General features: G+C 61.8%; 27 protein-coding genes. 19 read left to right on the top strand and 8 right to left on the bottom strand.

Going from position 1 to position 26,613, the window contains the following annotated elements; translation table 11 throughout:
- Positions 1–104 precede the first annotated feature (104 nt).
- A complete protein-coding gene (gene msrA / locus ACP7BX_RS12235) occupies positions 105–611 on the top strand; it encodes a peptide-methionine (S)-S-oxide reductase MsrA (RefSeq protein ID WP_426126683.1) in 507 nt (168 codons plus the stop codon).
- 44 nt (positions 612–655) lie between these two features.
- On the opposite strand, the gene ACP7BX_RS12240 is transcribed toward msrA, so the two are convergent.
- The 4 genes from ACP7BX_RS12240 to ACP7BX_RS12255 all read right to left on the bottom strand — a co-directional run bounded on the left by ACP7BX_RS12240 (position 656) and on the right by ACP7BX_RS12255 (position 3,473).
- Positions 656–1,171, bottom strand: coding sequence for a hypothetical protein (locus ACP7BX_RS12240; protein WP_426126685.1), 516 nt, complete (start codon positions 1,169–1,171; stop codon positions 656–658).
- A gap of 144 nt (positions 1,172–1,315) precedes the next feature.
- Positions 1,316–2,566 carry a flavin-containing monooxygenase gene (locus tag ACP7BX_RS12245; RefSeq protein WP_426126687.1) on the bottom strand — a complete coding sequence of 417 codons (1,251 nt, stop codon included), beginning with the start codon at positions 2,564–2,566 and terminating at the stop codon, positions 1,316–1,318.
- A gap of 20 nt (positions 2,567–2,586) precedes the next feature.
- A complete protein-coding gene (locus tag ACP7BX_RS12250; RefSeq protein WP_178950694.1) occupies positions 2,587–3,033 on the bottom strand; it encodes a type II 3-dehydroquinate dehydratase in 447 nt (148 codons plus the stop codon).
- Positions 3,034–3,050: 17 nt separating this feature from the next.
- Positions 3,051–3,473 carry a RidA family protein gene (locus ACP7BX_RS12255; protein WP_016969985.1) on the bottom strand — a complete coding sequence of 141 codons (423 nt, stop codon included), beginning with the start codon at positions 3,471–3,473 and terminating at the stop codon, positions 3,051–3,053.
- 183 nt (positions 3,474–3,656) lie between these two features.
- Between ACP7BX_RS12255 and ACP7BX_RS12260 the strand changes: the two genes are divergently transcribed.
- From ACP7BX_RS12260 to ACP7BX_RS12295, 8 genes are all read left to right on the top strand, one after another.
- Positions 3,657–4,631 carry a LysR family transcriptional regulator gene (locus ACP7BX_RS12260; protein ID WP_426126690.1) on the top strand — a complete coding sequence of 325 codons (975 nt, stop codon included), beginning with the start codon at positions 3,657–3,659 and terminating at the stop codon, positions 4,629–4,631.
- A gap of 325 nt (positions 4,632–4,956) precedes the next feature.
- The gene (locus ACP7BX_RS12265; RefSeq protein WP_033901021.1) at positions 4,957–6,474 is read left to right on the top strand and encodes an amino acid ABC transporter permease/ATP-binding protein; all 1,518 of its coding nucleotides are present in this window, start codon (positions 4,957–4,959) and stop codon (positions 6,472–6,474) included.
- A 26-nt stretch (positions 6,475–6,500) separates the two neighbouring features.
- Positions 6,501–7,373, top strand: coding sequence for a phytanoyl-CoA dioxygenase family protein (locus tag ACP7BX_RS12270; RefSeq protein WP_426126692.1), 873 nt, complete (start codon positions 6,501–6,503; stop codon positions 7,371–7,373).
- Positions 7,374–7,400: 27 nt separating this feature from the next.
- Entirely contained in the window at positions 7,401–8,231 is an 831-nt protein-coding gene (locus ACP7BX_RS12275; protein WP_426126694.1) for an ABC transporter substrate-binding protein, read from the top strand.
- A gap of 54 nt (positions 8,232–8,285) precedes the next feature.
- Positions 8,286–9,017 (top strand): class II aldolase and adducin N-terminal domain-containing protein, encoded by a 732-nt coding sequence (locus ACP7BX_RS12280; RefSeq protein ID WP_426126696.1) that lies wholly within the window; start codon positions 8,286–8,288, stop codon positions 9,015–9,017.
- A 9-nt stretch (positions 9,018–9,026) separates the two neighbouring features.
- Entirely contained in the window at positions 9,027–9,701 is a 675-nt protein-coding gene (locus ACP7BX_RS12285) for a DUF1028 domain-containing protein (RefSeq protein ID WP_426126698.1), read from the top strand.
- Positions 9,698–10,855, top strand: a complete 1,158-nt coding sequence (gene argE / locus ACP7BX_RS12290) for an acetylornithine deacetylase (RefSeq protein ID WP_426126699.1) — start codon at positions 9,698–9,700, stop codon at positions 10,853–10,855. The genes ACP7BX_RS12285 and argE overlap by 4 nt, the downstream gene beginning before the upstream one ends.
- Positions 10,856–10,957: 102 nt before the next feature.
- The gene (locus tag ACP7BX_RS12295) at positions 10,958–11,857 is read left to right on the top strand and encodes an MBL fold metallo-hydrolase (protein ID WP_426126701.1); all 900 of its coding nucleotides are present in this window, start codon (positions 10,958–10,960) and stop codon (positions 11,855–11,857) included.
- Here the strand turns inward: ACP7BX_RS12295 and ACP7BX_RS12300 are convergent.
- A complete protein-coding gene (locus ACP7BX_RS12300; RefSeq protein WP_426126703.1) occupies positions 11,851–13,095 on the bottom strand; it encodes an acyl-CoA dehydrogenase family protein in 1,245 nt (414 codons plus the stop codon). The two genes, ACP7BX_RS12295 and ACP7BX_RS12300, sit on opposite strands and share 7 nt — an antisense overlap.
- Positions 13,096–13,336: 241 nt before the next feature.
- Between ACP7BX_RS12300 and ACP7BX_RS12305 the strand changes: the two genes are divergently transcribed.
- From ACP7BX_RS12305 to ACP7BX_RS12315, 3 genes are all read left to right on the top strand, one after another.
- Positions 13,337–14,260, top strand: coding sequence for an ABC transporter substrate-binding protein (locus ACP7BX_RS12305; RefSeq protein ID WP_426126705.1), 924 nt, complete (start codon positions 13,337–13,339; stop codon positions 14,258–14,260).
- Positions 14,261–14,399: 139 nt separating this feature from the next.
- Positions 14,400–14,702: a type II toxin-antitoxin system RelE/ParE family toxin gene (locus ACP7BX_RS12310; protein WP_033901037.1), complete on the top strand. Its 303-nt coding sequence runs from the start codon at positions 14,400–14,402 to the stop codon at positions 14,700–14,702.
- Between the two features lies 1 nt (position 14,703).
- Positions 14,704–15,069 carry an addiction module antidote protein gene (locus tag ACP7BX_RS12315; protein WP_033901039.1) on the top strand — a complete coding sequence of 122 codons (366 nt, stop codon included), beginning with the start codon at positions 14,704–14,706 and terminating at the stop codon, positions 15,067–15,069.
- A 1-nt stretch (position 15,070) separates the two neighbouring features.
- Here the strand turns inward: ACP7BX_RS12315 and gudD are convergent, their stop codons facing one another.
- Both gudD and ACP7BX_RS12325 read right to left on the bottom strand, forming a co-directional pair.
- Entirely contained in the window at positions 15,071–16,396 is a 1,326-nt protein-coding gene (gene gudD, locus ACP7BX_RS12320) for a glucarate dehydratase (RefSeq protein ID WP_426126707.1), read from the bottom strand.
- A gap of 19 nt (positions 16,397–16,415) precedes the next feature.
- Complete coding sequence (locus tag ACP7BX_RS12325; RefSeq protein WP_426126709.1) at positions 16,416–17,717, bottom strand: MFS transporter; 1,302 nt, start codon at positions 17,715–17,717, stop codon at positions 16,416–16,418.
- A 399-nt stretch (positions 17,718–18,116) separates the two neighbouring features.
- Between ACP7BX_RS12325 and ACP7BX_RS12330 the strand changes: the two genes are divergently transcribed.
- Together ACP7BX_RS12330 and ACP7BX_RS12335 are read left to right on the top strand one after the other, a co-directional pair.
- Positions 18,117–18,836 carry a FadR/GntR family transcriptional regulator gene (locus ACP7BX_RS12330; protein WP_426126711.1) on the top strand — a complete coding sequence of 240 codons (720 nt, stop codon included), beginning with the start codon at positions 18,117–18,119 and terminating at the stop codon, positions 18,834–18,836.
- Complete coding sequence (locus ACP7BX_RS12335; protein ID WP_426126713.1) at positions 18,833–19,528, top strand: tRNA (adenine(22)-N(1))-methyltransferase; 696 nt, start codon at positions 18,833–18,835, stop codon at positions 19,526–19,528. Before ACP7BX_RS12330 ends, ACP7BX_RS12335 begins: the two co-directional genes overlap by 4 nt.
- Here the strand turns inward: ACP7BX_RS12335 and ACP7BX_RS12340 are convergent.
- The gene (locus tag ACP7BX_RS12340; protein WP_314529795.1) at positions 19,513–20,424 is read right to left on the bottom strand and encodes an AraC family transcriptional regulator; all 912 of its coding nucleotides are present in this window, start codon (positions 20,422–20,424) and stop codon (positions 19,513–19,515) included. The genes ACP7BX_RS12335 and ACP7BX_RS12340 overlap by 16 nt on opposite strands.
- A gap of 141 nt (positions 20,425–20,565) precedes the next feature.
- Here ACP7BX_RS12340 and ACP7BX_RS12345 point away from each other — a divergent pair, with 141 nt between their 5' ends.
- The 5 genes from ACP7BX_RS12345 (at position 20,566) to ACP7BX_RS12365 (ending at position 26,582) form a co-directional block, all read left to right on the top strand.
- Entirely contained in the window at positions 20,566–21,648 is a 1,083-nt protein-coding gene (locus ACP7BX_RS12345; RefSeq protein ID WP_426126715.1) for an aldo/keto reductase, read from the top strand.
- Positions 21,645–22,130 carry a nuclear transport factor 2 family protein gene (locus ACP7BX_RS12350; protein ID WP_314529797.1) on the top strand — a complete coding sequence of 162 codons (486 nt, stop codon included), beginning with the start codon at positions 21,645–21,647 and terminating at the stop codon, positions 22,128–22,130. Before ACP7BX_RS12345 ends, ACP7BX_RS12350 begins: the two co-directional genes overlap by 4 nt.
- An 80-nt stretch (positions 22,131–22,210) precedes the next feature.
- Complete coding sequence (locus tag ACP7BX_RS12355; protein ID WP_269131438.1) at positions 22,211–22,501, top strand: DUF3144 domain-containing protein; 291 nt, start codon at positions 22,211–22,213, stop codon at positions 22,499–22,501.
- 220 nt (positions 22,502–22,721) lie between these two features.
- Positions 22,722–24,779 (top strand): methyl-accepting chemotaxis protein, encoded by a 2,058-nt coding sequence (locus ACP7BX_RS12360; protein ID WP_426126718.1) that lies wholly within the window; start codon positions 22,722–22,724, stop codon positions 24,777–24,779.
- 75 nt (positions 24,780–24,854) lie between these two features.
- Positions 24,855–26,582 (top strand): OPT family oligopeptide transporter, encoded by a 1,728-nt coding sequence (locus tag ACP7BX_RS12365; RefSeq protein WP_426126720.1) that lies wholly within the window; start codon positions 24,855–24,857, stop codon positions 26,580–26,582.
- The last annotated feature ends 31 nt before the right edge of the window (positions 26,583–26,613 follow it).

Genomic DNA, 26,613 nt, shown 5'->3' on the forward strand with positions numbered 1-26,613 from the left:
GCATCATTACCTGAAACCGATCGTCTGGGTACCCCCCTTTACCCTTGGTATTTGCCAACCCAACCCCATAACTTGCCTGTATCCATTGCGCGGAAGAACCGACCATGACCAACCCAACCGAAACCGCAGTCCTCGCCGGCGGCTGCTTCTGGGGCATGCAAGACCTGTTGCGGCGTTACCCCGGCGTGCTGCACACCCGCGTCGGCTACACCGGCGGCGATGTGCCGAATGCCACCTACCGCAACCATGGCAACCATGCGGAAGCCATCGAGATCGTGTTCGACCCGACGGTAATCAGTTATCGGCAGATTCTGGAGTTCTTTTTCCAGATCCATGACCCGAGCACACCGAATCGACAGGGCAATGATCTTGGGCCGAGTTATCGCTCGGCGATCTATTACCTGAGTGAGCAGCAACGGGATGTAGCCGAGGACACGGCAGCGGATGTGGATGCTTCGAAGTTATGGCCGGGCCGGGTGGTGACCGAGATTGAACCGGCGGGGCCATTTTGGGAGGCGGAGCCGGAGCACCAGGATTACCTGGAGCGGATTCCCAATGGATACACCTGCCACTTTATCCGGCCGAACTGGAAGCTGCCCAAGCGCGGCTAAGACGGCGCAACAATAAAGGGGACGAATCAATCCGTCCCCTTCACTTACTGCCCTAAATCCCCAACGGCCAGGACCTGCGGTGCATATTTGAGGTACCACGCACGTTGGCCAACAAGCAGGTCGCGGGCGAGTTCAAGTTCTCGATCGGACATGGCGGCATACACTCGCTGGTTATGGTCAACATGTTGCACTTGGTTGTTGACCACTGCGTAGAGCACCCAGCCCTTACTTTCCATGCACAGACGGCTGCCCTGATTGATGATTTGCGCTTCGGTGTAGCCCAGGGAGCGAAAGACCTGCACACCCTGGCCATTCTTTTGATAATTGGCGACATGATATTGAACGCAGGTGTTCAGGCTTTCGCTGAACTGAGTGGCTGAAGACGTGTTGTGAGGCACTTTGAAATAGACGTCGCCATCCTTGAAGTCCATATCCGCTCGATCGGAAACCACGCTTTGCGCAGAACTCAAATAACTTGTCTGAGGTGTCGAGGTCGACGCACAGCCGCTGAGCAGGCTGCCGATGACGGCCAATGTAAGCAGAGAAAGGGTGATTCGCATCGAGACGTCCTTGAGGTGTTTCCAGGTAAATCCATTGGCCATTGAAGCCGGGCATAGCGCAGCTTTGGGAGGGCAGTGGCGCAGTGCGCAATGTTGACACAAACAAGGCGTGAACCGAAGAAACAGCTTCGTAGTGATGGGGGATCAGCGCTTTTCGTACGCCCTGTACTCATTCTGCAGCACGATATGGTCCGCCACGTACTTCGCATCGTGCCAAACCCCATAGATAAACGACGATGCGCGGTTCACCAAATTTGGCAGGCCCAGGAAGTAGATCCCGCTCTGCGCCGAGATCCCGCGCTTGTGGAACGGCTCGCCTTTCTCATCGAATGCATCGACCTTCAACCAGCTGAAATCGAACGTGAATCCAGTGGCCCAGAGAATCGTGGTCACGCCTGCTTCAGCCAGGTCCAGGCTCAACATCGGATTTATCAAGCACTCGGGGTCGGGCAACAATTCCCAGGCCTGCGGCTCCGGTGGAAACGGCAAGCCGTTGGCCTCGATATAGGCGTCTGCATCGCGCAGCACATCAAAGTAGGCGCGATCCCCTTCAGCTACGTTTCCGGCCAAGCCCGGTTGGAAGGTCATGACGCCGTCTTTCCAATCCTGGGTGACGCCCACCAAGTGAATCCCTTGGTGTGCCAGTCGGCGGAAGTCGACGGTCTTGCCACCTTCATAGCCACTTACTGCAAAGGCCACGTGTTTTTTCTTCGGCTGGATTTTGACTTCATCCCACAGGCCCAGCGCACCCAGCCACCAACAGTAGTCACGGCCGCGATAGGCGCGGGGCGGGCGGTAGTGCTCGCCCACCGAGAGGTACACGGTCTTGCCGGCCTTTTGCAGTTCTTCGGCGATTTGTGAGCCGGAGGCGCCTGCGCCGACGACCAGTACAGCGCCTTCAGGAAGTTGACCGGGGTTCTTGTAGCTGGACGAGTGCAGTTGGTGCAGCGGCGCGGTGGTCGGGACGATGTCCGGGATGGAAGGGCGCTGGAACGGGCCGGTGGCGGCTACCACATTGGCGGCTTCGATCACGCCGGCCGATGTCGTCACCTTGAAGCCGGGTCGCCCCACATGACGCTCTACCTGTTGCACCTCGACGCCGGTGCGTACAGGCGCCTGCAACTTGTCCACGTAGGCTTCGAAGTAGTCGGCCATGCGTTCCTTGGGAGGAAAGGCTTCCGGCGAGATGCCCTCGAATGTGAGACCGGGAAACCGGTCATGCCAGGCCGGGCCGTTGGCGACCAGGGAATCCCAGCGCTCCGAGCGCCAGCGTTCGGCGATGCGGTGGCGTTCCAGCACGATGTGCGGCACGCCCATCAGCGACAGGTGTTCGCTCATGGCGACGCCGGCCTGGCCTGCGCCGACGACCAGGGTGTTGATTTTTTCGACGGACATAGACGGTTCCTGCACAGTCATTAGGCGGTTTGGTCCAGCAATTCGGCCACGGCCGTCAGTGCCAGTTGGTAACCCAGCGCCCCCAGCCCGGCGATCACACCGGTGGCGGCCTTGGATACATAGGAGTGGTGCCGAAAGCTTTCGCGCTTCCAGATATTGCTCATGTGCGCTTCGATGATCGGGCCGTCGAAGGCCAGCAGCGCATCCAGGATCGGCACCGAGCTGTAGCTGAGCCCGGCGGCGTTGATCACGATGGCGTCGGCGTTCAAGCGTGCCTCTTGAATCCAGTCCACCAGCACGCCTTCATGGTTGCTCTGGCGAAAGTCCAGGGTCAGGCCCAATGTCGCGGCGAGGTCTTGGCAGCGGGCTTCGATGCTGGCAAAACTCTCGCTGCCATAGGTGCCGGTTTTGTCCAAACCGTAGAGGTTGGCGTTGGGCCCGTTGAGGAAAAACACAGAGTGGGTCATGGCGTACTCCAGGTTGTTCAGGGCTGCCAGTCATCCGGCACAACCGCAATCACGTCGATTTCCATCAACCACTCCGGCTGGCCCAAGCCCGAGATCACCAGGCCGGTCGAGATCGGGAATACGCCTTTGAGCCACTTGCCGACTTCCTGGTACACCGGCTCGCGGTAGCGTGGGTCGATCAGGTAGGTGGTGGTCTTCACGATGTGCGACAGGTCAGAGCCTGCCTCTTCCAGCAATTGCTTGACGTTCTTCATTGCCTGTTCGGCCTGGGCGCGTGGGTCGCCCAAGCCCACCAGGTTACCGTCGAAATCGGTGCCGATCTGGCCGCGCACATAGATGGTGTTGCCGGCGCGCACGGCCTGGCACAGGTCATTGTCCAGCGCCTGGTTGGGGTAGGTCTGTTGGGTGTTGAACATGCGAATGCGAGTGTGGGTCGGCATAACGGCAACTCGTGGAAAACGGGATGCAGCCAGCTTCACACCGGCTCGATTGCAACGAAACCAGCATTTGCGCGGGGTAGTGCTTAGGAAAAACCGAAGCCCGTGCAGGTCATCGGTTGGCGCGTGACCCGGCACGAACCCTGCAACGCACCCGGTACAGTCATTGTTGAGGGGGCAGGCGTGATGCTCAGTCGTATTACTCAGCGTCAACTGGAGTATTTTGTTGCGTCGGGAGAGGCGGGCAGCATCAGTGCGGCCGCTGAACGCATCCACGTGTCGTCGCCGTCGATCTCGGCGGCGATCACCCATATGGAGGCCGAACTGGGCATCCAGCTGTTTATCCGCCACCACGCCCAGGGCATTTCCCTCACGGCGGTGGGGCGCCTGGTGATGCAGGAAGCCAAGCTGATCCTGGAGCAGATGACCAACCTCTACACCATCGCCTCGGAGTCCTTGAACACTGTGCGCGGGCCGTTGCGGGTCGGCTGCCTGGCGTCGCTGGCGCCGATGATCACGCCGGAACTGGTGTTTGGTTTCGGCCGTGCGTTTCCCGGTGTGCGGCTGACGCAAGCCGAAGGCAACCATGAGGAACTGCTGGAAAAACTGCGCAGCGGCGAGCTGGATATCGCCCTCACCTACGACCTGGTGACCAGCCCGGACATCGACTTCCAGCCCCTGGCCCAGCTGCCGCCGTATGTGATGGTCGGCGAGTATCACCCGCTGGCGAACTCGCCGGCCGTCAGCATGCAAGACCTTGAGGCTTACCCGGTGGTGCTGCTCGACACGCCGTGGAGCCGCGACTATTTCCTTAGCCTGTTTATGCAGGCCGGCACCACGCCGAACATCATCATGCGCTCCACCAACCTCGAAACGGTGCGCGCCATGGTGGGCAACGGCATCGGCTATTCCTTCGCGAATGCGCGGCCCAAATCGAACCTGTCCCAGGACGGCAAACGGGTGATCCGCCTGCGCCTGGCCGGTTCACACCGGCCGATGCGCCTGGGTTACGCCACGGCCTGCAACACCCAGCCGTCGCGGGTGGTGTCGGCGTTTGCCGAGCGCTGCCGCATGTTTGTGTCCGACCAGTACATCCCCGGCATGGCGCCGCCGAGCTTTTTTGATCCGCATGCGGTGCGGGTCTTGAGTGGGGTGAGCTGAGGTCGCACCAAATAAAGGCGCCGGCTGCAGTGTGGTGAGCGGGCTTGCCCCGCGCTGGGGCGCGGAGCGGCCCTAATACCTGACAGCGAGTTCTAACTGGAAAAACGGGAAGCCTGGATGGGGCCGCTTCGCGCCCCAGCGCGGGGCAAGCCCGCTCACCACAGCAAGCCCGCTCACCACAGGAAGCGGGCTCGCCACACACAGCCTTCTAGGCTGCATAGGTTCTGCCTACCCAGTGCCCCGGCTTTTACGAATTGACCCTAAGTGCCTCCCCCCACGACTCTGAACCCATCGATGTAGATCAACTTCTCAGGGCACAGCGACGATGACATTCGACTGGAATTACATGTTTGGCTTGCTGGGCGATGCCGAGTTCTGGCGTGCGACGTGGACGGTGATCAAGCTCAGTACCCTGACCTGGGTCTTGAGCATCGGCCTGGGCTTTCTGCTGGCGCTGGCCAAGCAGTCCAAGCACGGCCTGCTCAGCGTGCCGGCGCGCGGTTACATCTGGCTGTTCCGCAGCCTGCCGCTGCTGGTGCTGCTGATCTTTATCTACAACCTGCCGCAAGCGTTGCCGGGCACCTCGGCGGTCCTGGCCGACCCGTTCTGGTCCGGCCTGCTGGCGCTGGTGATCTGCGAGACCGCCTACGTGGCCGAGATCCACCGCGGTGGCCTGCTCTCGATTCCCAAGGGCCAGGGCGAAGCGGCGCGGGCACTGGGCCTGAAGTTCTTCGGCACGCAATGGCGCGTGGTGATTCCCCAGGCGTTGCGGGTGGCGTTGCCGTCGCTGGCCAACGAATACATCTCCATCGTCAAGCTCACCTCGTTGGTGTCGGTGATTTCCCTGACCGAGATCCTGATGGTCGGCCAGCGCCTGTATTCGCAGAACTTCCTGGTGATCGAGACCATGGCGGCGGTGGCGTTCTTCTACGTGTTTATCGTCACGGTGTTCGACTTCCTGCTCAAACGCCTGGAGCGCTTTCTCGACGTCAACCAGCGCAACGTCTCCCGCGTTCCCGATGCGGCGGTGCTGGCCCTGGCCACCCAACAGCGCACCGCCTTGGCGCGCCCGGCCACCAATGGCGAACCTGCGTTGCAGGCCGCTCGGCTGCACAAGGCCTACAACGATATCGAGGTGCTGGGCTCGGTCAACCTGCAGATCCAGCCCGGTGAAGTGGTGTCGGTGATCGGCCCGTCCGGCTCTGGCAAAACCACGCTGATCCGCCTGCTCAATGGCCTTGAGCAACTGGACAACGGCGAGATCAGGATCAACGGCCAGCCGTTCATTCACTTGAACAAAGTCGGCGCGCAGAAACCCCAGTACATCGAGCACGCCGAGCATCGCCTGAACATTGGCATGGTGTTCCAGAGCTTCAACCTGTTCCCGCATTTGAGCGTGCTCGACAACCTGCTGATGGCGCCCAAATACCATCGCCTGGGCGCGACCTCCGAGCTCAAGCAACAGGCCTACGCGCTGCTGCACAAGGTCGGCATGCTCGATCACGCCTGGAAGTACCCGCACCAGCTGTCCGGCGGCCAACAGCAACGCGTGGCCATCGCCCGCGCCCTGATGATGCGCCCACAGATCATGCTGTTCGACGAGCCCACCTCGGCCCTCGACCCAGAGAAAGTCAACGAAGTGCTGCAAGTCATCGAAGCCCTGGCCGAGGAGGGCATCACCATGGTGATCGTCACCCACGAGATGAACTTCGCCTTCAAGGTGTCCGACCGCATCGTGTTCATGGAGAAGGGCCGCGTGGTCTGCGACGACACGCCGGGCGCCTTGCGCAGCGGCCACAACCCACGCGTGGAGGCGTTCCTCAAGGACGTCTCGCTGGCGTGACCCCCTCAACGTTCAGGAAAAATACAATGATCGAGCAAGCGCACATCGAACAATTCCAGCGTGACGGATTCTTGGTGGTCGAAGGCGTGCTGTCGCCGGAGGAAGTGGCGGCGTTGCAGCACGATTTCGACCAGTGGGTCGAAGAAAGCCGCAGCCATGAGCAGGGCTGGGGCGCCACCGTCGATGGCCGCGAGCGGTTTGACCTGGAGGGTGACCACCGCGCCGATCACCCGTCCCTGCGCCGGGTGAGTTCGCCCACCGAGATTTCAGCGGCCTATGAGCGCGTAGCGTTGCACTCGCGCATGGCGGCGATTTCCGCGCAGTTGATCGGCGCCCACGGCACACGCTTCCACCACAGCAAGATCAACTCGAAACTGCCCCACACCGCGACTCAGGTGAAGTGGCACCAGGACTTCCTGTTCACGCCCCACAGCAACGACGACATCGTCACCGCCTTGCTGATGGTCAGCGAAGTGACCCCGGAAAACGGCCCGCTGAACGTGATCCCCGGCAGCCATAAGGGCCCGCTGTGGTCGCACTGGCAGCACCAGCGGTTCACCGGCTCGGTGGACGATGCGGTCATCGAAGAACACTGCCAGCAACCGGTGGCCTGCTACGGCCCTGCGGGCTCCGTGTGCTTCATGCACACCCGTCTGCTGCATGCTTCCAGCCCTAACGAGACCGAACTGCCGCGCACCCTCTTCATCAGCGTATATGCCGCTGAAGACGCGCTGCCATTCGGCGAAAACCCTCTGCCCAGTGCTCATGCCGGCCTGCTGGTGGCCGGTGAAGAAAGCGGCTTGGTGCGTTCCACCGAAAACCACGTGCGCTTGCCGCAAAAGCCGCGTGGCGCCTCGTTCTTCGTGCAACAGGCGGGACAAGATTCAGCCACTGCCTAACCCCCCTAAACCTTGCAGGTAACCACCATGACAGCGTTTCGTAAAAGTGTTCGTCCCCTTGCCGTGTGCCTGCTGGGCGCAGCGGTTGCGATGACTTCGTTGGCGGCTTCGGCGTTCCAGCAGGACGGCAAGATCATCGCCGGTTCCGACGTAACGTTCTTCCCGTATGAGTACATGGATAACAACAAGCCCGCAGGCTTTGACATCGAGTTCATGGACGGCCTGGGCAAGGTCATGGGGCGCAAGGTCGAGACCCTCGACACGCGGTTCCCCAACCTGATCACCGGCCTGCAAGCCGGGCGTTTCGATGTGACCAACTCGTCGATGTACATCACGGCGGAGCGGGTCAAGGTCATCGACATGATCCCTTACCTCAAGAGCGGCGAGTCGATCCTCACCCTCAAGGACAGCAGCTTCCAGCCCAAGACCCCGGAAGAGTTCTGCGGCCACAAGATCGGCTCCATGGGCGCGACGTCGTGGTTGGCACAGATGAACAAGCTGTCGGCCGAGTACTGCGTGGCCAAGGGCCTGAAGCCGATCCAGATCAGCGAATACAGCACCGACCCGCAAACCACCCAGGCCCTGCTGGCCCACGCGGTTGAAGCGCAGATCACCGACGCCGCCGTGGCCCGTGGCGTGATCGACAAGCTCGGCAGCCGCGTGGTGATTTCCTCCGACACGCTGATCTACCCGGTGCTCAACGGCTTCGGTGTTAAGAAGGGCAATGACACGGTGAAAAAGGCCTTGCTTGAAGGCCTGGAAAAATACCGCGCCACGCCGGAGTACGCGGCCTTGCTCAAGAAGTACAACTTCCAGGCGCCGACCGATGCCGACATCGCGGCGCTCATGCCGAAGTAAACCCAACAGCGTGTGCCGCATTCGCGTGCGGCCGCGCCCAGCGGAGACCGATTCATGGCGTTATCCCACGAAGAACAGACGCGCATTGACCTGGCGGCGACCTTTCGCATCATCGCGCACCTGGGCATGCACGAAGCGGTGGCCAACCACTTCAGCGCTGCCGTGTCGGCCGATGGCAAACAGTTTTTGCTCAACCCGAAGTGGAAGCACTTCTCGCGCATTCGCGCCAGCGACCTGCTGCTGTTGAACGCGGACGATGCGTCCTGTGCCGATCACCCGAACGTGGACGCCACCGCCTGGTCAATCCACGGGCAAATTCATCGGCTGCTGCCGCAAACCCGCGCGGTGTTGCACTTGCACCCGGTCTACACCACGGCTGTGGCGTGCCTGGCCAAGCCGCATATCCCGCCGATCGACCAGAACACCGCGCGCTATTTCAACCGCGTGGCGGTGGACGAACTGTACGGCGGCATGGCCGACACCGAGGCCGAAGGCGCACGCCTGGCCGGGTTGCTGGATGGCAAGAGCCGGCTGCTGATGGGCAACCACGGCGTGATGGTCACGGCGGGTTCCATCGGTGAAGCCTTTGACGATATCTGGACCCTGGAACGTTCCTGCCAGATCCTCGTCACCGCCTGGTCCACCGGGCAGCCGTTGCGGGTGTTGTCGGATGAAGTGGCGGAAAAAACCGCGCGGGGCTGGGAAGGCATTGCCGATTTCTCGCGCCGGCACTTTGAAGAAATGAAGCAATTGATGATCGACGCTGACCCTTCGGTGCTCGACTGAGGACTCCACATGACGTTTTCCGTTGTCGCCCGCTGCGCCGAGACAGGCCAGTTGGGCATCGCCATCAGCTCATCGAGCATTGCCGTGGGCGCGCGTTGCCCGTGGCTGCGGCCCGGCGTGGGGGCGGTGGCGTCGCAGAACATCACCTTGCCGAGCCTGGGGCCGCAGGTGCTGGACTTGTTGGAGCAAGGCTTGGCGCCAAGTGAGGCGCTGGCCGCCTTGGCTGGGCAGGGTCACAGTGAGTACCGCCAGGTCACGGTGATTGATAACCAGGGCCGCACCGCGCATTTCAGTGGCGCGCAGACCCTGGGCATCCACCATGCGGTGAGTGGTGAGCAGTGTGTGGCGGCGGGGAATATGCTCGCCGATCCTGCTGTGATCGACGCCATGGTGGCGGCTTTCGAACAGGCCTCCGGGCCTCTGGCCGACCGCCTGCTGGCGGCGATGCACGCCGGTCTGGCAGGCGGCGGTGAAGCGGGGCCGGTGCATTCGGCGGCGCTGGTGGTGGTGGATGACCTCTTGTGGCCCATCGTCAATCTGCGCGTGGACTGGGCCGATGAAGACCCCATCGGTGCCCTCGATCAACTCTGGCAGGCCTATCGCGGGCAGTTGCAGGCCTACATCGATCGCGCCATCAACCCACAGATCGCCCCCGGCTATGCCGTACCGGGAGACGACCGATGAACAGCCGCGACCTGCTGGCGCAACTGGTGCGTTTCGACACCACCAGCCGCGAATCCAACCTGGCCTTGATCGACTTTGTGCGCACGTATTTGCAGGGCCACGGCGTGGCCTGCGAGCTGCTCTACAACGAACACAAGAGCAAGGCCAATCTGCTCGCGACTATCGGCCCGGCAGAAGTGCCCGGCATTGTGTTGTCCGGGCATACCGACGTAGTGCCGGTGGATGGGCAGCGCTGGAGCGTGGCGCCGTTTGACCTCACCGAGCAAGACGGCAAGTTGTACGGCCGTGGCACGGCGGACATGAAGGGCTATATCGCCTGTGTGCTGGCGTGTGTGCCGGCCCTGGTGAAGGCCTCGCTGCGCATGCCGGTGCACATTGCGCTGTCGTATGACGAAGAAGTCGGCTGCCTGGGTGTGCGCTCGCTGATCGAGCGATTCCATGATCAGCCGGTCAAGCCCTTGTTGTGCGTGATCGGCGAACCCACCGAACTCAAGCCGGTGCTCGGCCACAAGGGCAAGCTGGCAATGCGTTGCCATGTGCACGGCGCAGCGTGCCATTCGGCCTATGCGCCGGCGGGGGTGAATGCCATTGAATACGCCGCGCGCTTGATCAGCGAACTGGTGCGGCTCGGCGAAGCGCTGAAGGCGCCGCAGCATCTGGATCAACGCTTTGATCCGGCGTTTTCCACGGTGCAGACCGGCCTGATCAACGGTGGCAAGGCCCTGAACATCGTCCCGCAGGACTGCAGTTTCGACTTCGAAGTGCGCTCCTTGCCGGCCCAGGATCCCTGGCAGGTTGCCCGGCAATTGCAGGTATACGCCGAGCAAACCCTGCTGCCGGCGATGCGGGCGGTGAGCGGGCAAGCGGCGATCAGCCTCAGCGAGTTGTCCAGCTATCCGGGTTTGGCCACGTCGCTGGAAAGCCAGGCCGCCGAGTGGGTGGCGCAGTTCTGCGGCTCGCGGGAATTCGGCACTGTGGCCTTTGGCACTGAAGGTGGGCTGTTCGACCAGGCCGGTATTCCCACGGTGGTGTGTGGGCCGGGCAGCATGGAGCAGGGGCACAAGCCGGACGAGTTCATCAGCGTGGAACAGTTGCAGGCCTGTGATCGGATGCTGGCGCGGGTGCTGGAGTTTGTGAGCCAGCCTTCAAACTAAGGTATACACGGCCCATACCCAGGTAGGATTCCGAGCGTTGTAGTCCCGTCGCACACTGTTTTGCAGGCGAGACATTCGCCTTCAAACAACAGGAGAGCGACCATGACAACCCTACTGAAAGCCCCGACCGAAGAACTGGTGCCGTCGCGCTACGCAGTGCGCGTCGGCGAAATTGATGTGCTGGTGATCAGTGACGGCGTGCTGCCGCTGCCGACCCAGACCATGTCCACCAACGCCGACCCCGCCGCCCGCGCGGCGTGGTTCAAGCAGATGTTCCTCGGCCCGGACGCGTTCGACTGGGCGCTGAATGTGCTGGTGGTGCGCAGTGGCGAGCAGGTGATTCTGGTCGACGCCGGCCTGGGCGGGCAATTTCCCGGTTTCCCACGGGCCGGGCAGTTTCCCAAGCGCCTGGAAGCGGCCGGTATTCCGTTGTCCTCGGTGACCGATATTGTGATCACCCATATGCACATGGACCACATCGGCGGCCTGCTGGTGGACGAGGTCAAGCGCAAGTTGCGTGCGGACGTGCGCATTCATTTGGCGGCCATCGAGGTCGATTTCTGGGCGTCGCCGGACTTCACCTATACCGACATGCCTGCGCCGGTGCCGGACGTGCTACGGGCTACGGCCCAGCAATTCATGGGGTTGTACAAGGACAATCTGCATACCTTCGACGATGAGCATGAAGTCGCGCCGGGTGTCGTCGCCAAGCTCACCGGCGGCCATACGCCGGGGCACAGCGTGGTGTATGTGACCTCGGGTGGCGAGCGGTTGACCTTTGCCGGTGACGCGCTGTTTCCGGTTGCGTTCGAGCATCCCGATTGGCACAACGGCTTCGAACACGACCCCGAAGAGTCAGTGCGCGTGCGCGTGCGGCTGATGAACGAAGCGGCGGCGAGCGGTGAGTTGTTCGTGGCCACCCACCTGCCGTTTCCGTCCGTGGGGCGGGTGGTGGTGGAGGGGGATGCGTTTCGCTGGGTGGCTGCATTCTGGGATTACTGATCCTTCGCTACACCCACCCGCCACTGCGCAGGCGGCAAAATCCCATTCACCAGGTAATTCCCCACAATCCGCGATTTGTACACGCGCGGGTTGTGGTTGGCCAGGGTTCGCGCGTTTCGCCACAACCGGTCCAGCGCCTTGTTGCTGGCGGTCGCACTGGCGCCCAGCGCATCGAACAGGGCGGTGGTAGCAGCGAGTGTCGCATCCACCACCGGATTCACTGCTAGGCATACTTCCAATTCAGCCAGCGCAACCTGCGGGTCGTCATCGTGCAGCGGCTGGTCATGGGCGATCACATACCGCGCGGTGTATTCCAGCCGCTGCGCCGCTTGCTGGGCGATGGCTTGCGCGGCGTAGGCCTGGCTGGCGACTTCGCCGATCACTTGCAGCAGTTGCACGTCCTGGCCGGCAGTGTCGGCATTGCCAGTGGTGAAGGTGCGCGCGCGTTGGCTGAGTTCTTCGGCGCCACTGAGGGCGGCGCGGCGGGCGATGCCGGCGAGGGTGCTGAGGTGGTAGAGCTGGAAGAACGACTGGCCGTGGCCAAAGCGTTGTTGGGTGAGACGTACCTCGTCGTCCACCACGGGCGCGTTGTCGAAGAGGCAGGTGCCGCTGGCGGTGAGGCGTTGGCCGAAGCCGTTCCAGTCATCGACGATTTGCACGCCGGGCGCCTTGAGGTCCACGACCACGCTGTAGATCGTGCCGTCTTCGCCGGTGGCGATGGTGTTGATCAGGTCGCTGTAGAGCGCGCCGGTGGTGTAGAACTTTCTGCCGCTGATGCGCAAGGCGCCGGCTTCGTCACGGTGCAGGCGGGTTTCGAAATCGCCACGGGTCTGGTTGCCGACTTCGGTGCTGCCGGGGGAGAGCAGGGCACCCTGGCCAAGTCGGTCCAGCCACTTGGCGCGCCAGTCGAGGTCCTTGGCGCTGAGTACGTCTTCGCAGAAACCGAAGTGCCCGCGCAGGGCTTGGGTGATGTTGGAGTCGGCGGCGGACAGTTCCGTGAGCAACGTCAGCAACTCGACCAACGTTGCATCCTGGCCGCCGTAACTGGCTGGCAGGCGCCAGCGTGGCAAGCCCAAGGCGTTCAGTTGCTGGATCACGGTGGCGAGGCTGCCGCGTGTCTGATCCGCCACCGCCGCCTGCGCGAGAATCTGCGCAAAAAGAGGGCGGAACGGCGCGGCCAGTTGTTCGTAGCGGGCAGTGGGCGGTGCGCCCCAGATGTTCAAAGCGGGAATCGACATGCAATGGACCTTGCAGAAAATGGTTCAGGTGCTGGGGTCCAGTGGTCTGGTGAGCTCACCCTAACTCAGGCGCGGCGAAGTTTTTAATACGAAAAGCAGCTAGCGACCTGTACGACGGTTCTATCGATAGTGCCCAACAGTATTAAACCCCGCGCTTTTATTGCGTTAGCTTCTACGTCAAACGACCAGACTGCACGCCCACAGATGGTTGAACCAACCCTCCAACCCTGTGGGATTTTCCATGATCAACCGTCGAACACTGCTGTCCTTGCTGGGCCTGGCGTCTCTTGCTCTATACGGCCCGCCGGCCAGCGCCGCCGAACCGCTGACCCTCACTGTGGGGGACCAGTTCTTCTCCAACCGTATCGTGCTGGAGCTGTCGGGCGAACTGAAAGACCTGCCCTACAAAATCGACTTCAAACGCTTCAACACCGGCTCCCCGGTGGCCTCGGCCGTGGCCAGCGGTGCGCTGGATGTGGGCATCGTCGGCGATACCCCGGTGATCAGCCTGGCCGCCAATGGCGCGCCGGTCAAAGTGGTCGCCAGCACCCAGACCAGCCTCGACGGCGTGGGCATTGTGGCGCGCAAGGGCATTCAGTCGGTGGCCGATCTCAAGGGCAAGACCGTTGCCATCTGGAACGGTTCGTGGAGCCAGCAACTGGCCTATAAAGCGCTGGACGAAGCGGGTGTGCCGCGCAGCAGCGTCCACTTCAAATACCTGCTGCCGGCCGAGGCCAGCCTGGCGCTGACCCAGGGCGACATCGACGCCTTCGGCACTTGGGAACCCTATGTGTCGCTGCAGGAAAAAGAAGGCAGCACCCTGATCCGCAACGCCAAGGGCCTGATGAGCGCGCCCACCTATATCGTCGCCTACGAGCCGGCGCTGGCGCAGAAAAGCGCGATCATCAAGGACTTCATTGCCCGCCTGACCCGCGCTCGGGTGTGGAGCAACACCCACGTTGATGAATATGCCGAAGCCTGGTCCAAGGCTAACCAGTCGGCACCGGAAATCGCCAAGGTGTGGTTCAAGCGCGATGCGATCAAGGTGCTGCCGATCTCGCCGACGATCATCAGCGAGGCCCAGGCCACGGCGGATTTTTTGGTGGATGCGCAGATGTTGAAACAGCGGTATGACGTGGCGCCGTTGTTTGATCGGGTGCTTTAAACGCGGGGGAAATAAGCGCTCACAGTATCCACGGGCTGTTTGTGCAGGTGCTGAACTAGGATTTTTTATTCCGGCGCTCACCGGAAACAAAATTCCACTGGCATCGACAAGGAGTAGCCAGTAGGCTACAAGTGATACTGTGACTAATTCAATCGGCAGGACGCCGGAGTTTGATACATGGCTCGACGGTATGCGGGATATTTGGGGGAAAACGGCGATTCTTGCTCGCTTGGACCGGGCGGAGGAAAACAATTTTGGGGATTGTGAATCCGTAGGTGACGGCCTGAGTGAGATGCGTGTGTTTGTCGGGCCCGGCTACAGGATGTATTTCGTGCGTACGGGAGTCACTGCCTACCTGATGTTGTGGGGGAGCGATAAAACCGACCAGAAAAGAGGAATCAAGCGGGCTAAAGAGATTCTTGATGCCCTGAGAGGTAGATGAAATGAGCGAATCGAAATTCAAACCCGAGGACATGCCGATCCTCGATCTGGATACGTCCGGCACTAGCGTCTATGAAGCGTCGCGCTTCCTCGACAGTCCGCAAACCATCAGTGCGTATCTGGCGCAAAGCATGAAGTCTCAAGACCCGCAGGTACTCATGAAGGCGCTTGCCGAGGTTGCCAAGGCCCAAGGTGTGAACAAGGTGGCGGAAGCGGCTGGGGTGAACCGGGAGAGCCTGTATAAAACCTTGAAGGGGGGCTCGAAGACACGCTATGAAACGATCCAGAAGCTGATGCTGGCGTTAGGGGTTGAGTTGACTGTGCGGCCGATTGTAGGAGCGAGCAAGCCCGCCCCTACAAAAATCTGAATCAGCGCACCAGGCACGGCTGCTTGTTGTTGAAGCGCCACCCTGGAATCAGAAACTGCATCGCCACGCTGTCATCCCGCGCGCCGAGGCCCATGCCTTTGTACACCTCATGGGCCTGAGCGACCGCGTCCATGTCGATCTCCACCCCCAGGCCTGGCTTGCTCGGCACTTTCACATAACCCCCTTCGATTTTCAGTGGCGCCTTGGTCAGGTGCTGGCCGTCCTGCCAGATCCAGTGGGTGTCGATGGCGGTGATGTCGCCCGGGGCTGCGGCCGCCACCTGGGTGAACATCGCCAGGGAAATGTCGAAGTGGTTGTTGGAGTGCGAGCCCCAGGTCAGGCCCCATTCATGGCACATCTGCGCCACGCGTACCGAGCCTTGCATTGTCCAGAAGTGTGGGTCGGCCAGGGGGATGTCCACCGATTGCAGCTGGATCGCGTGACCCATTTCGCGCCAGTCGGTGGCGATCATGTTGGTGGCGGTTTTCAACCCGGTGGCACGGCGGAATTCAGCCATGACTTCGCGGCCCGAGTAGCCGTTTTCGGCGCCGCAGGGGTCTTCGGCGTAGGCGAGCACGTGGTGCTGGTCGCGGCACAGGCGGATGGCTTCCTTCAATGACCAGGCGCCGTTCGGGTCGAGGGTGATGCGCGCATCCGGGAAGCGTTCGGCCAGGGCGGTGACGGCTTCAATTTCTTCGTCGCCGCTCAATACGCCGCCTTTGAGCTTGAAGTCATTGAAACCGTACTTGGCTTTGGCAGCTTCAGCCAGGCGCACCACGGCGTCGGCCGTCAGGGCGGTTTCGTGGCGCAGCCGGAACCATTCATCGTCGCTGTCGGCTTCGTTGCGGTAAGCGAGGTCGGTGGCGCTGCGGTCGCCGACATAAAACAGATAGCCGAGCATTTTTACCGCATCGCGTTGCTGGCCTTCACCGAGCAAGGCGGCCACCGGGACTTCGAGGAATTGGCCCAGCAGGTCGAGCAGCGCCGCTTCCATGGCGGTGACGGCATGGATGGTGATGCGCAGGTCAAAGGTCTGCAAGCCACGGCCGGCGGCATCGCGGGAGGCAAAGGTGCTGCGCATCTGGTTGAGGATGCGCTGGTACTGGCCGATGGGTTGGCCGATCACCAGGCTGCGGGCATCTTCCAGGGTTTCGCGGATGCGTTCGCCGCCGGGCACTTCGCCCACGCCGGTATTGCCGGAGCTGTCCTTGAGGATGACGATATTGCGTGTGAAGTACGGGCCGTGGGCGCCGCTGAGGTTGAGCAACATGCTGTCGTGGCCGGCGACGGGGATGACCTGGAAGTGAGTAACGACGGGCGTAGTCATGGCAAGTTCCTGAATAAGCTTAAAGAGGTTTGCTGAGGGCGGCGCGGGTAGGCACGGCGCTCGGTGAAGCCAGCACGGCAGAGGGCGCGGTCTTGGCGAAGAACACCAGGATCGCGGCCAGCACCGACGTGCCGGCCAGGCCATAGAGGCCGCCTTGGATCGAACCGGTGGTCTGTTCCAGGAAGCCGAACGTGGTGGGCGCAACGAAACCGCCCAGGTTGCCGATGGAGTTGATCAACGCGATCACGGCGGCGGCGATACGTACATCCAGGTAGCCCTGGGGAATCGGCCAGAACAGCGACGATGCCGACTTGAACCCGATGGCCGCAAAGCAGATCGCCACAAAGGCAAAGACCGGCCCGCCCGTGGTGGACATGAACATGCCCGCTGCCGCAATCAACAGCGCCGCCGCCACCCAGGCCTGCTGGAACTTGAACTTGCCCGACAACGAGGCGAAGGCGTACATGGCGATGATCGAGATCAGCCAGGGGATCGAGTTGAAGAAACCGACCTGCACATCACTGAGGTCACCCATCTTTTTGATGATGCTCGGCAGCCAGAAGGTGGCGGCGTAGATCGTCAGTTGGATGCAGAAATACAGCGCGCAGAACAGCAGGATCTGGCGGTCCTTGAGCAGCTTGCCGAGGGTCGGCTTGACGCGGGTGAGGGCCTCACGGTCGCGCTGTTCCTGGTCGATGGCATTGACCAGCGCGTCCTGTTCTTCGCGGCTCATCCATTTTGCGTCGTGAGGTTTTGAGTCAAGCCAGAACCATACAAAGAAGCCAATCACCACCGAAGCCAAGCCTTCAATGGCGAACATCCACTGCCAGCCGTGGAAGCCAAAGCCCTCGATCTGCAACAGCACGCCTGACAGCGGGCCGGAAATCAGCGACGCAACCGCCGAGCCGCTCAAAAAGATCGCAATGGCTTTACCGCGCTCCACGCCGGGCAGCCAGCGCGTGAAGTAGTAGATCACCCCAGGAAAGAAGCCTGCCTCGGCCACCCCCAGCAGGAAACGCAGGATATAGAAGTGGGTTTCGTTCTGGATGAACGCCATCAGCGTGGCGACGATGCCCCAGGTGAACATGATGCGGGTCAGCCAGATACGCGCGCCGACCTTTTGCAGCAACATATTGGAGGGTACTTCGAACAGGGCGTAGCCGATGAAGAACAACCCGGCGCCGAAGCCATAGGCGGCTGCGCCGATGCCCAGGTCATGCTCCATGTGCGTGCGCACAAAGCCGATGTTGACCCGGTCGATGTAGTTGAGGATGAACATGATCACGAACAGTGGGAGCACATGGCGCTTCACTTTGCTCACGGCGCGCGCGAGGACGGGATCACTTTCGGGTGCGGCAGATACTTGGATTGAATGGGTCACAATTCAAAACTCCCCCTGATTATTTTTATGCGGGCTTGTGCGTCTTGTTGATAGACATCATACAAGTAGGCTTCTCAAGATCGCAATCCAGGAGTGAGTGTTTTTCTTCTTATAACGCGGTGTGTAGAACAGATATTTCGGTTATTTAAGCTGTATGTACTGGGGTTTATGCCGATTTTTGAGCGAGGCTCTTGCCAGTAGGTACCGTGAGAGCGGTATCTGTGAGAGAGGGGGTTAAGTTTGGTTGTCATACAAGTTAAGGGTTTTTTCAATCAACCCAGGCCTGACGCCGGGCTGGGTGGTAAGCTCCCCCCAGCTCAACCCCGTGGACCTGTTGCAATGCCCATTGAAAGTGGAATCCCCCTGCGTAAACGCTCCACCAACCTGGCCCAGGGCGTGGTCGATGCGCTGACCCAGCGCATCCTGCTCGGCCAGTTGAAACCCGGCGAAAAACTGCCCTCGGAATCCACCATCGTGCTTGAGCACGGCGTGAGCCGAACCGTCGTGCGCGAAGCGATCTCCAAATTGCAGGCGTCGGGATTGGTCGAGACCCGTCACGGCATCGGCACCTTTGTGCTGGCGCAACAGGCGCAGCAGGGCTTGCGCCTGCATGTGGACACGGTCGCCAGCGTGCGCAACATGCTCGAACTGCGCCTGGGTCTTGAGGTGCAAGCCGTCGCACTGGCCGCCGTGCGCCGCACCGACCAACAACTGGCCCACATGCGCCAGGCACTCGACGACTACCAGGCCTCTCTGGCCAACAACGACAGCTGCGTAGAAGAAGACAAGCGCTTCCACCAACTGATCGCCGAGGCCACCGGTAATACCTTCTTCACCGAAATCATGCTGCACCTGGGCAATGCGATGATCCCGCGTACCCAGGTGAAAGGCGATGAACGTGGCGGCGCCGACTTTGCCCAGCTGGGTCAATTGGCGAACCTGGAACATGAGGCGATCTTCAACGCGATCAAACGCCAGGACCCGGACGCCGCCCGCGCCGCCATGGTGCTGCACCTGACCAACAGCCGGGACCGTTTTTCGGGGGAGCAGAGGCGTTGAACGAACACACCTTATCCCTGCGCCTGGAGCGCGTCGCCGCCAACGTACCGGCGGGCGCGCGCCTGGCCGATATCGGCTCCGATCACGGTTATTTGCCGGTGGCATTGATGCGTCGCGGGCTGATCACAGCGGCAGTGGCGGGGGAGGTCGCGACCACACCCTTTCATGCGGCGCAACGCACCGTGTGCGACAACGGCCTGGAGCACCAGATCAGCGTGCGCCTGGCCGATGGCTTGGCGGCCATCGAAGCCCATGACGGCATCACTGCGATCAGCGTCTGCGGCATGGGCGGCGAGACGATTCGCGACATTCTCGAAAGCGGCAAGCGGCACTTGAGTGGCAGGGAACGGTTGATCCTGCAACCCAACGGCGGTGAGCAACCGCTGCGCCAATGGCTGATGGACAACGATTACTCGATCCTCAGTGAAGAGCTGCTGCGGGAGAACCGCTTCTATTACGAAATCATCGTCGCCGAGCGCACCGGGCCGGTGGCTTACACCGCTGAGCAGCTGTACTTCGGCCCGCTGCAAATGCAGGCGCGCAGCCCGGCGTTCATCGCCAAATGGCAACGTATGTTGCATCAAAAGCGAAAGACCTTGGCCAGCCTGGAGCATGCACGACAGGCAGTGCCGGAGGAGAAGGTTCAGGAAATTGCTCGGCAGCTCGGGTGGATTACTCAGTTGTTGGCTTGAACCACAACCGTAGGCGCGTCACGGCGCAATCGACCAGCATCCTTGGCAGGCGGCAGACCAAACATGCGCACATAGTCACGGCTGAACTGCGAGGGGCTTTCGTACCCCACGCGAAAGCCAGCGCCGGCTGCGTCCACCGCCTCGGCCACCATCAGTCGTCGGGCTTCCTGCAAGCGCAATTGACTGCGAAATTCCAGCGGGCTCATGGACGTGACCGCCTTGAAGTGGGCGTGGAAAGTGGACCGGCTCATGCCCGCGATATCTGCGATGGCATCGATCCGGCAGGGTTCGTCGTAATGCTGGCGTAGCCACGCGATGGCTTTGGCGATCTGGTTGAGGCGGCTGTCGGCCTTGGCCATTTGCCGCACCGCGCCATGACCGCTGCCGGTGAGCAATCGGTAAAGCACCTCGCGAATCGTCAATGGTGCGAGTTCTTGAATGTCTCTGGGCGCATCCAGCAGTTTGGCCAGGCGCACAGCCGCGTCCAGCAGTTCGGGCGTGGTGGCGTTGAGTTCGATGCCTGCGGGGGGCCGCGAGGGTTGATGCTCCGGCGCCGGGTGCCGCAGCGCCAGATCCGTCAATGCCGCCATGTCCAGGTCGAGTACCAGGCACAGGTAGGGCGCGGCATTGCTGGCCTCGATGACCGAACCCATCACGGGAATATCCACCGAGGCCACCAGGTAAGTGGCCGCGTCATACACGTAGGAGGTTGCGCCGGCCACCACCTGTTTGCGGCCCTGAACAATCAAGCACAGCGTCGGCACGTAGACAACCGGCATAGGCAGCGTGGGAATGTCTGAGCGTACCAGGCTTACGCCGTTAATCGGTGTGGCGTGAGTGCCGTCGCTGGGTGCGTGACGGCTGATCAGCTCGATTAACTGTTGCAAGGCATCCATGAGGGCTCCGTTGAAAGGCGAATGAACGTAGCGCCCCGGACAATCGTGCAAGAACGCGGGACGATCCTGTTACAGACGGCGAGCCAGTGGGGGGCAGACTTGTCTTCACCGGCTTAACGCCATCGCTGACAGGAGTTCATCATGCCCACTCTCAACGCACTCGACCACTACCGCCTGCTCGGACGATCCGGTATGCGCGTTTCGCCGCTCGCCCTCGGCACCATGACATTCGGCGCCGACTGGGGATGGGGCGCGGATGAAAGCGAAGCGCGCCAGATCTTTGATACTTACGTCGACCAAGGCGGCAACCTGATCGACACCGCCGTCAACTACACCAACGGCGCGTCGGAGCGCATCCTTGGCCAATTTCTCAAGGGCAAGCGTGATCGCCTGGTCGTCTCGACCAAATACACGATGGCCCGCGATCCGGGCGACCCCAACTCGGGTGGTAACCATCGCATGAACCTGATGCGCTCGGTGGAGACCAGCTTGCGCCAGCTCGACACCGACCGCATTGAGTTGCTGTACCTGCATGCCTGGGATTTCACCACGGGCGTCGAAGAGGTCATGCGCGGGTTGGACGACCTGGTGCGCAGCGGCAAAGTGCTGTACCTGGGCATCTGCAATACCCCGGCGTGGAAAATCGCCCAGCTACAGACTCTTGCCGAGCTGCGCGGCTGGTCGCCGTTGGTGGCCCTGCAAATCGAATACAGTCTGGTCGAACGCAGCGTCGAACATGAGCTGATCCCGATGGCTGCCGAAATGGGCCTTGGCGTGTTGCCGTGGTCACCTCTGGGTGGCGGAATCCTGACCGGCAAATACAGCCGCGACGATCTGAGCCAGGCCAGTGAGGCGAACGTGTCGGCCACACGCAAGGGTGTGATCAGTTCATCAGGGCATATGAATGCGCGCTCATTGGAGATTGCCAGTGCGGTCACCGCCATCGCTGCCGAAACCGGCGCCACGCCGTCCCAGGTCGCGCTCGCCTGGACGCTGTGCAACCCGGCCGTTGTTGCACCTGTAATGGGCGCCAGAACCTTGGCCCAGGCTCAGGATAATCTTGGGGCGCTGAGCATTGAGCTGGACGCTGAACATATCGCCAGACTCGACCAGGTCAGCGCGCCCGAACCGATCTTTCCGCAGCGTTTCGTTTCGCGGCCGATGGTGCAGCAATTGATGTTTGGCGTTGCCCGGCTTCAGCAGCAGAAGGCGTACCTGAAATGAATCGATCAATCTTTCAACGCGTGGTCTTGGTCATCCTCCTTGGCTTTGGGTCGTGTGTGGCTCATGCAACTACGCAAGTCGAGCGCCACAATAAGCAGCGTGTGACTGAAGCCTTCGAGCGCTGGAGCGGCGGTGGCACCACATTTTTCAGCGATATGCTGACGCCGGATGTCATCTGGACGATCAAGGGTTCAGGCCCCAGTGCGCAGGTTTATCGAGGCGTCGACGCGTTTGCCGAAGGTGCAGTAAAACCGTTCGTGTCGCGCCTATCCAGCCCGGTCAGGCCTGTGAGCCAGCAGGTCTGGGCTGACGGTGATCACGTGATTATTCAGTGGGAGGGCGCAGGTGTTGCGCGTGACGGTCAGGCCTACCGCAACAGTTACGCCTGGATCTTTCATATGCGCGATGGCAAGGCCTTCGAGGTGACCGCCTTTCTGGATTTGGCCCCTTATGACGATGTGTTGCGGCGTATCCCTGAGTGACAGGGTGATTGCTGACAGCGGTCAGTCGTGCATGCTCCAATGGCCCGATTATTCACCACTGATCACCCAGGTAACGCGCAATGGCAGATGCTACTGACTCAACCTTCTACGACCGTGCCGACGCGCACATCGAATTGTCGAACGAGCAACTTCAGGCTCACGAAAACCTCGGCCAGGTCAGCGCCTCGATGATGTTCGGCACCACACGCTTCAATGCCTGGGCCAGCGCGCGCAACTTCAAGTCCGGCGCGGAAATGGCCGATGCGCGGGAGGCGATGTTGAAGTACTTCTGTGACCAGTACCGGATGATGCTTGAGGATAATCTGGATGATCACATCAATAATTTCGACCGGTACATGTCGACCCGATAAGCCACTGTTACAGGTCTGCACAGACCTTGAGTGCTTTTGCCCCATTTTCGCGCACGCTACGTGCGCGATTACTTCCCGCGCCGCCTATCTTGGGCACGTCGACAGCGGCCCGTATCTTGCTTGAGCCAAGCTAATCAATGACATGGCATTTTGCCGTTAGTCATTTCAAGGCTTCACCCTGCGGTGCACCGCGTGGGTCGTTTTTGGGGAGTGGTCGGACATGCACAGCCTTTTGTCACCGGGTATTCGCCTGCTGGGGCGTTTTGGTTTTGCGCGCAAGTTCCAGATCCTGTTCTTCCTGTTCATGCTGCCCCTGGCGGGTAGCCTGTGGATGATCGGCTCGGACTATCGCGACAAATTAACCGTGATTTCCAGCGAGCAGTCCGGCGTCCGGCAACTGTTGGCCCTGGATGCGCTGGATGGCCAGCTGACAGCCCAGCGCAACCTGGCCGCACGCTGGAAGGCGGCGGACATCCTGCACGCACCCACGCCAGCGGCGAAGGCGGCGATGGACAAGGTCGACGCCAACTTCCCGGTGATCCTGCAAAGCCTGCAAGCCCTGGGCGATTCACTCAAAGCCCAGCACGCCAGTGCCGATATCCTCGCGCGCTTCGACGCCTTGCAGGCGACAGTCAAGGGCATGGACTCCCAATCCCTGCGCACCGTGGGCTGGTGGCCGGACGGTTACGACCGTTTCACCTCGGCCCTGACCGCGATGCAAACCCTGCGCGAGCAGATCACCCTGGACGCCGGGTTGATCCTCGACCCGTGGCTGGAAACCTACCTGCTGATGCAGATTTCCACCCAGCACACCCCCGACCTGATCGAGCGCATTGGCCGCATGGCCAGTGTCGGCCAGTCGTCCATTGCCTCGGGGCAGTTCACCTTGCAGAGCCGTTTGCAGATGCGTGACCTGCGCAGTCGCATCGGCGATGCGCGGGACCAATTGGTCAAGGCGGCGGCCTCGCTCAAGGCCAAGCAATATGCCGGTCTGGAGCCATGGACGGCGCAGTACGACAACAGCCTGCAACGCCTGGACAACGAACTCAAAGTGCTCGACGACGGCGTGTTTGGCGGCACCATCAAGCTCGACACGGCGGCCTTCGAAACCAGTGTCGACGGCATGCTCGACAGCCTGGGCGCGCTGCGTAACCAATCGCTCGATTCGCTGGATGCGCGCCTGGGTCACTACCGTGATCGCTCGTTGCAGAAATTCGTGCCGGTGGCGGCGACCTTCAGCCTGTTGGCGCTGGCCGCGTTGTACCTGTTCATCTGCCTGCAAGCCTCGATCCGCCGCAGCGCCAGTGGCATCACCACCCTGGCCGAGTCGCTGCGGGACGGCAACCTGTGCGTCGAGGTGGCGGTGGAAGGGCGCGATGAACTCGCGGCCATCAGCACCGCGTTGAACGTGGCGGTGGTGCAGTTGCGCACCAGTCTATTGGGGGTCAATCACGAGACGCAGCAACTGGGTTCGGCGGTGCTGACCCTCAACTCCCAGTCGGGCAGCACCCTCACCGAAGTCGAAGACCAGCAACAACAAATCAGCCAGATTGCCGCTGCGGCCACCCAGTTGGCCGCGACGTCCCTGGGCGTCGCCAAGAGCTGCGAACAAGCTTCCGGCAGCGCCCAGCAGACCCGGCGCATCGCCGAAGACAGCAGCCGCGACAGCCAGCGCACCACGGCCAGCATCCAACAACTCAACCTGCGCCTGACCGACACCGCCGATGCGCTGGAGCAGGTCAGCCAGCAGGGCCAGCAGATTCAATCGGTGGTCGACACCATCCGTGGTATTGCCGAGCAGACCAACCTGCTGGCGCTCAACGCCGCCATCGAAGCCGCCCGCGCCGGTGAGCAGGGGCGTGGATTTGCCGTGGTGGCCGATGAAGTGCGCAGCTTGTCGCAACGCACCCAGGCTTCCACGGCGCAGATAGCTGGCACGGTGGACAGCCTGCGCGCCACGGTCAGCCAAGCGGTCACGTTGATGGGCGCCGCGTGTGAACAGGCGCTGACGGATGCTGAATCCGTCACCGGGTTGGGCGCGCGCCTGGGCGAGATTGCTGGTGCGGTGCAGCACGTCACCGACACCTTGGCGCAGATCGCCACTGCCGTAGAGGAACAAGCGGCGACGGCGGATGAAGTGAGCGGCAATATCCAGCAAGTGGATCAGGCGGCAGGACGTTTGCTTGACGGCGCACGGGCAGTGAACCGCGCGGCCGACACCTTGAGCAAGGGCAGCCAGGCATTGAGCGACAACACCGCGCGGTTTCGCCTGGGCTGAGCAATCGGATGAACCTTCGGCGGATACGGGGCTCACTTGTCAGGTAGCCCTGTTCCCTTGCCGAAAGGAATCCGCATGTCCGCAACGACCCTCCCGCACGGCCCCGTCACCCGCGAACTCAGCCTGCGCGCCGTCATCACCGGCAGCGTCCTCGGCATCCTGCTCACGCCGTCCAATGTCTACGCCGGGTTGAAGATCGGCTGGTCGTTCAACATGTCGATCATCGCGCTGCTGATCGGCTACGCCATCTTTCAAGGCGTGGCCAAGCGTTCCGCCGAACACCTGCCGTGGACCTTGCACGAAAGCAACATCAACCAGACCGTCGCGTCAGCCGCCGCGTCGATTATTTCGGGTGGGTTGGTGGCGCCGATCCCGGCCTATACCTTGCTGACCGGCAACCAGTTGGATGCCATCCCGATGATCGCCTGGGTGTTCTCGGTGAGTTTCCTGGGCATCTGGATCGCCTGGTATCTACGGCCCTCGCTGCTCAATGACAAGGCGCTGAAATTCCCCGAAGGCATGGCCACCCTGGAGACCTTGCTGCACATCTACAACCATGGGCGCGAAGCCGCGACGCGCTTGAAGGTGCTGCTCAGCGCCGCGTTGCTCTCCGGGCTGGTCAAGTGGGTGGATACCTTCATGTGGGCCTTCCCGCGCTGGTCGCCCAGTGCCCCGTTGGAGCGCCTGACGTTTACTGCCGACCCTTCGCTATTGCTCGTGGGGTTTGGCGGCATTATCGGCATTCGCGTGGGCCTGACCTTGCTGCTCGGCGCCTTGCTCGCCTGGGGTGGCCTGGGCCCCTGGCTGTTGGCACAACAGTTGGTGACCTTGCCTGCGGGCAGCAGCGGCCCGCAGTTCGCCGCGTTGGTGGAGTGGTTGCTGTGGCCGGGTGTGAGCCTGATGGTGTGTTCCACCTTGGCCTCGCTGGCGATTCGTTTGTGGGCGTTGTACCGGTCCACTCACGCCAGCGGCGGATCAAGCTGGACGGTGCCCAAACCGGGGCCGGCCGCCGGTTTTGCGTTGGCGATCGTGCTGGTGGTGAGCTTGCAGGCGTTGCTGTTCGGCATCAATCTCGACATGGCCTTGCTCACCATTCCCTTGGCGATCTGCCTCGCCGCCGTGGCTGCGCGGGTGGTGGGCGCCACCGGTATTCCACCCATTGGCGCCATCGGGCAGCTGTCCCAGCTGAGCTTTGGCATCGTCGCGCCGGGGCAGGTGCCGATCAACCTGATGAGCGCCAACACGGCCGGTGGCTCGGCCGGGCAGTGCACCGACTTGATGAATGATTTCAAGGTGGGCAAGGCCATTGGTGCCACGCCGCATAAGCAGGTGATCGCGCAGATCCTGGGGATTTTCATCGGCAGTATCGTTGGCGTCTTCGCCTACCTGGCGTTGATCCCGGATCCGCAAACCATGCTGCTCACCGAAGAGTGGCCGGCCCCGGCGGTCGCTACCTGGAAAGCCGTGGCGCAAACCCTCACCCATGGCTTGGATTCACTGTCCACCAGCATCCGCTGGGCAATTGCCATCGGCGGCCTGGTTGGCGTAGTGCTCGGTGTGCTGGACAGCACCTTGCCTGCCCATCGTGCCCGCTTCCTCCCGAGTGCCGCCGCCCTGGGCCTGGCCTTTGTGCTGCCGGCCTCGGTTTCGCTGATGATGGCCCTGGGCGCCATACTGACCTGGTTGGTGAGCTGCCGCTGGCCGAGCCTCACCGAACGCTTTGCAATTACCGCCGCCGCCGGCTTGATTGCGGGGGAGAGCATCACCGGCGTAGGTGCTTCACTGTGGTCGATGGTGCACTGAAGCGTGGCTCGGCAGTTGCCGAGCCTGCCGC

The sequence above is a fragment of the Pseudomonas sp. DWP3-1-3b3 genome, assembly GCF_049896305.1.
GTDB classification, from domain to species: Bacteria; Pseudomonadota; Gammaproteobacteria; order Pseudomonadales; family Pseudomonadaceae; genus Aquipseudomonas; species Aquipseudomonas azotoformans_A.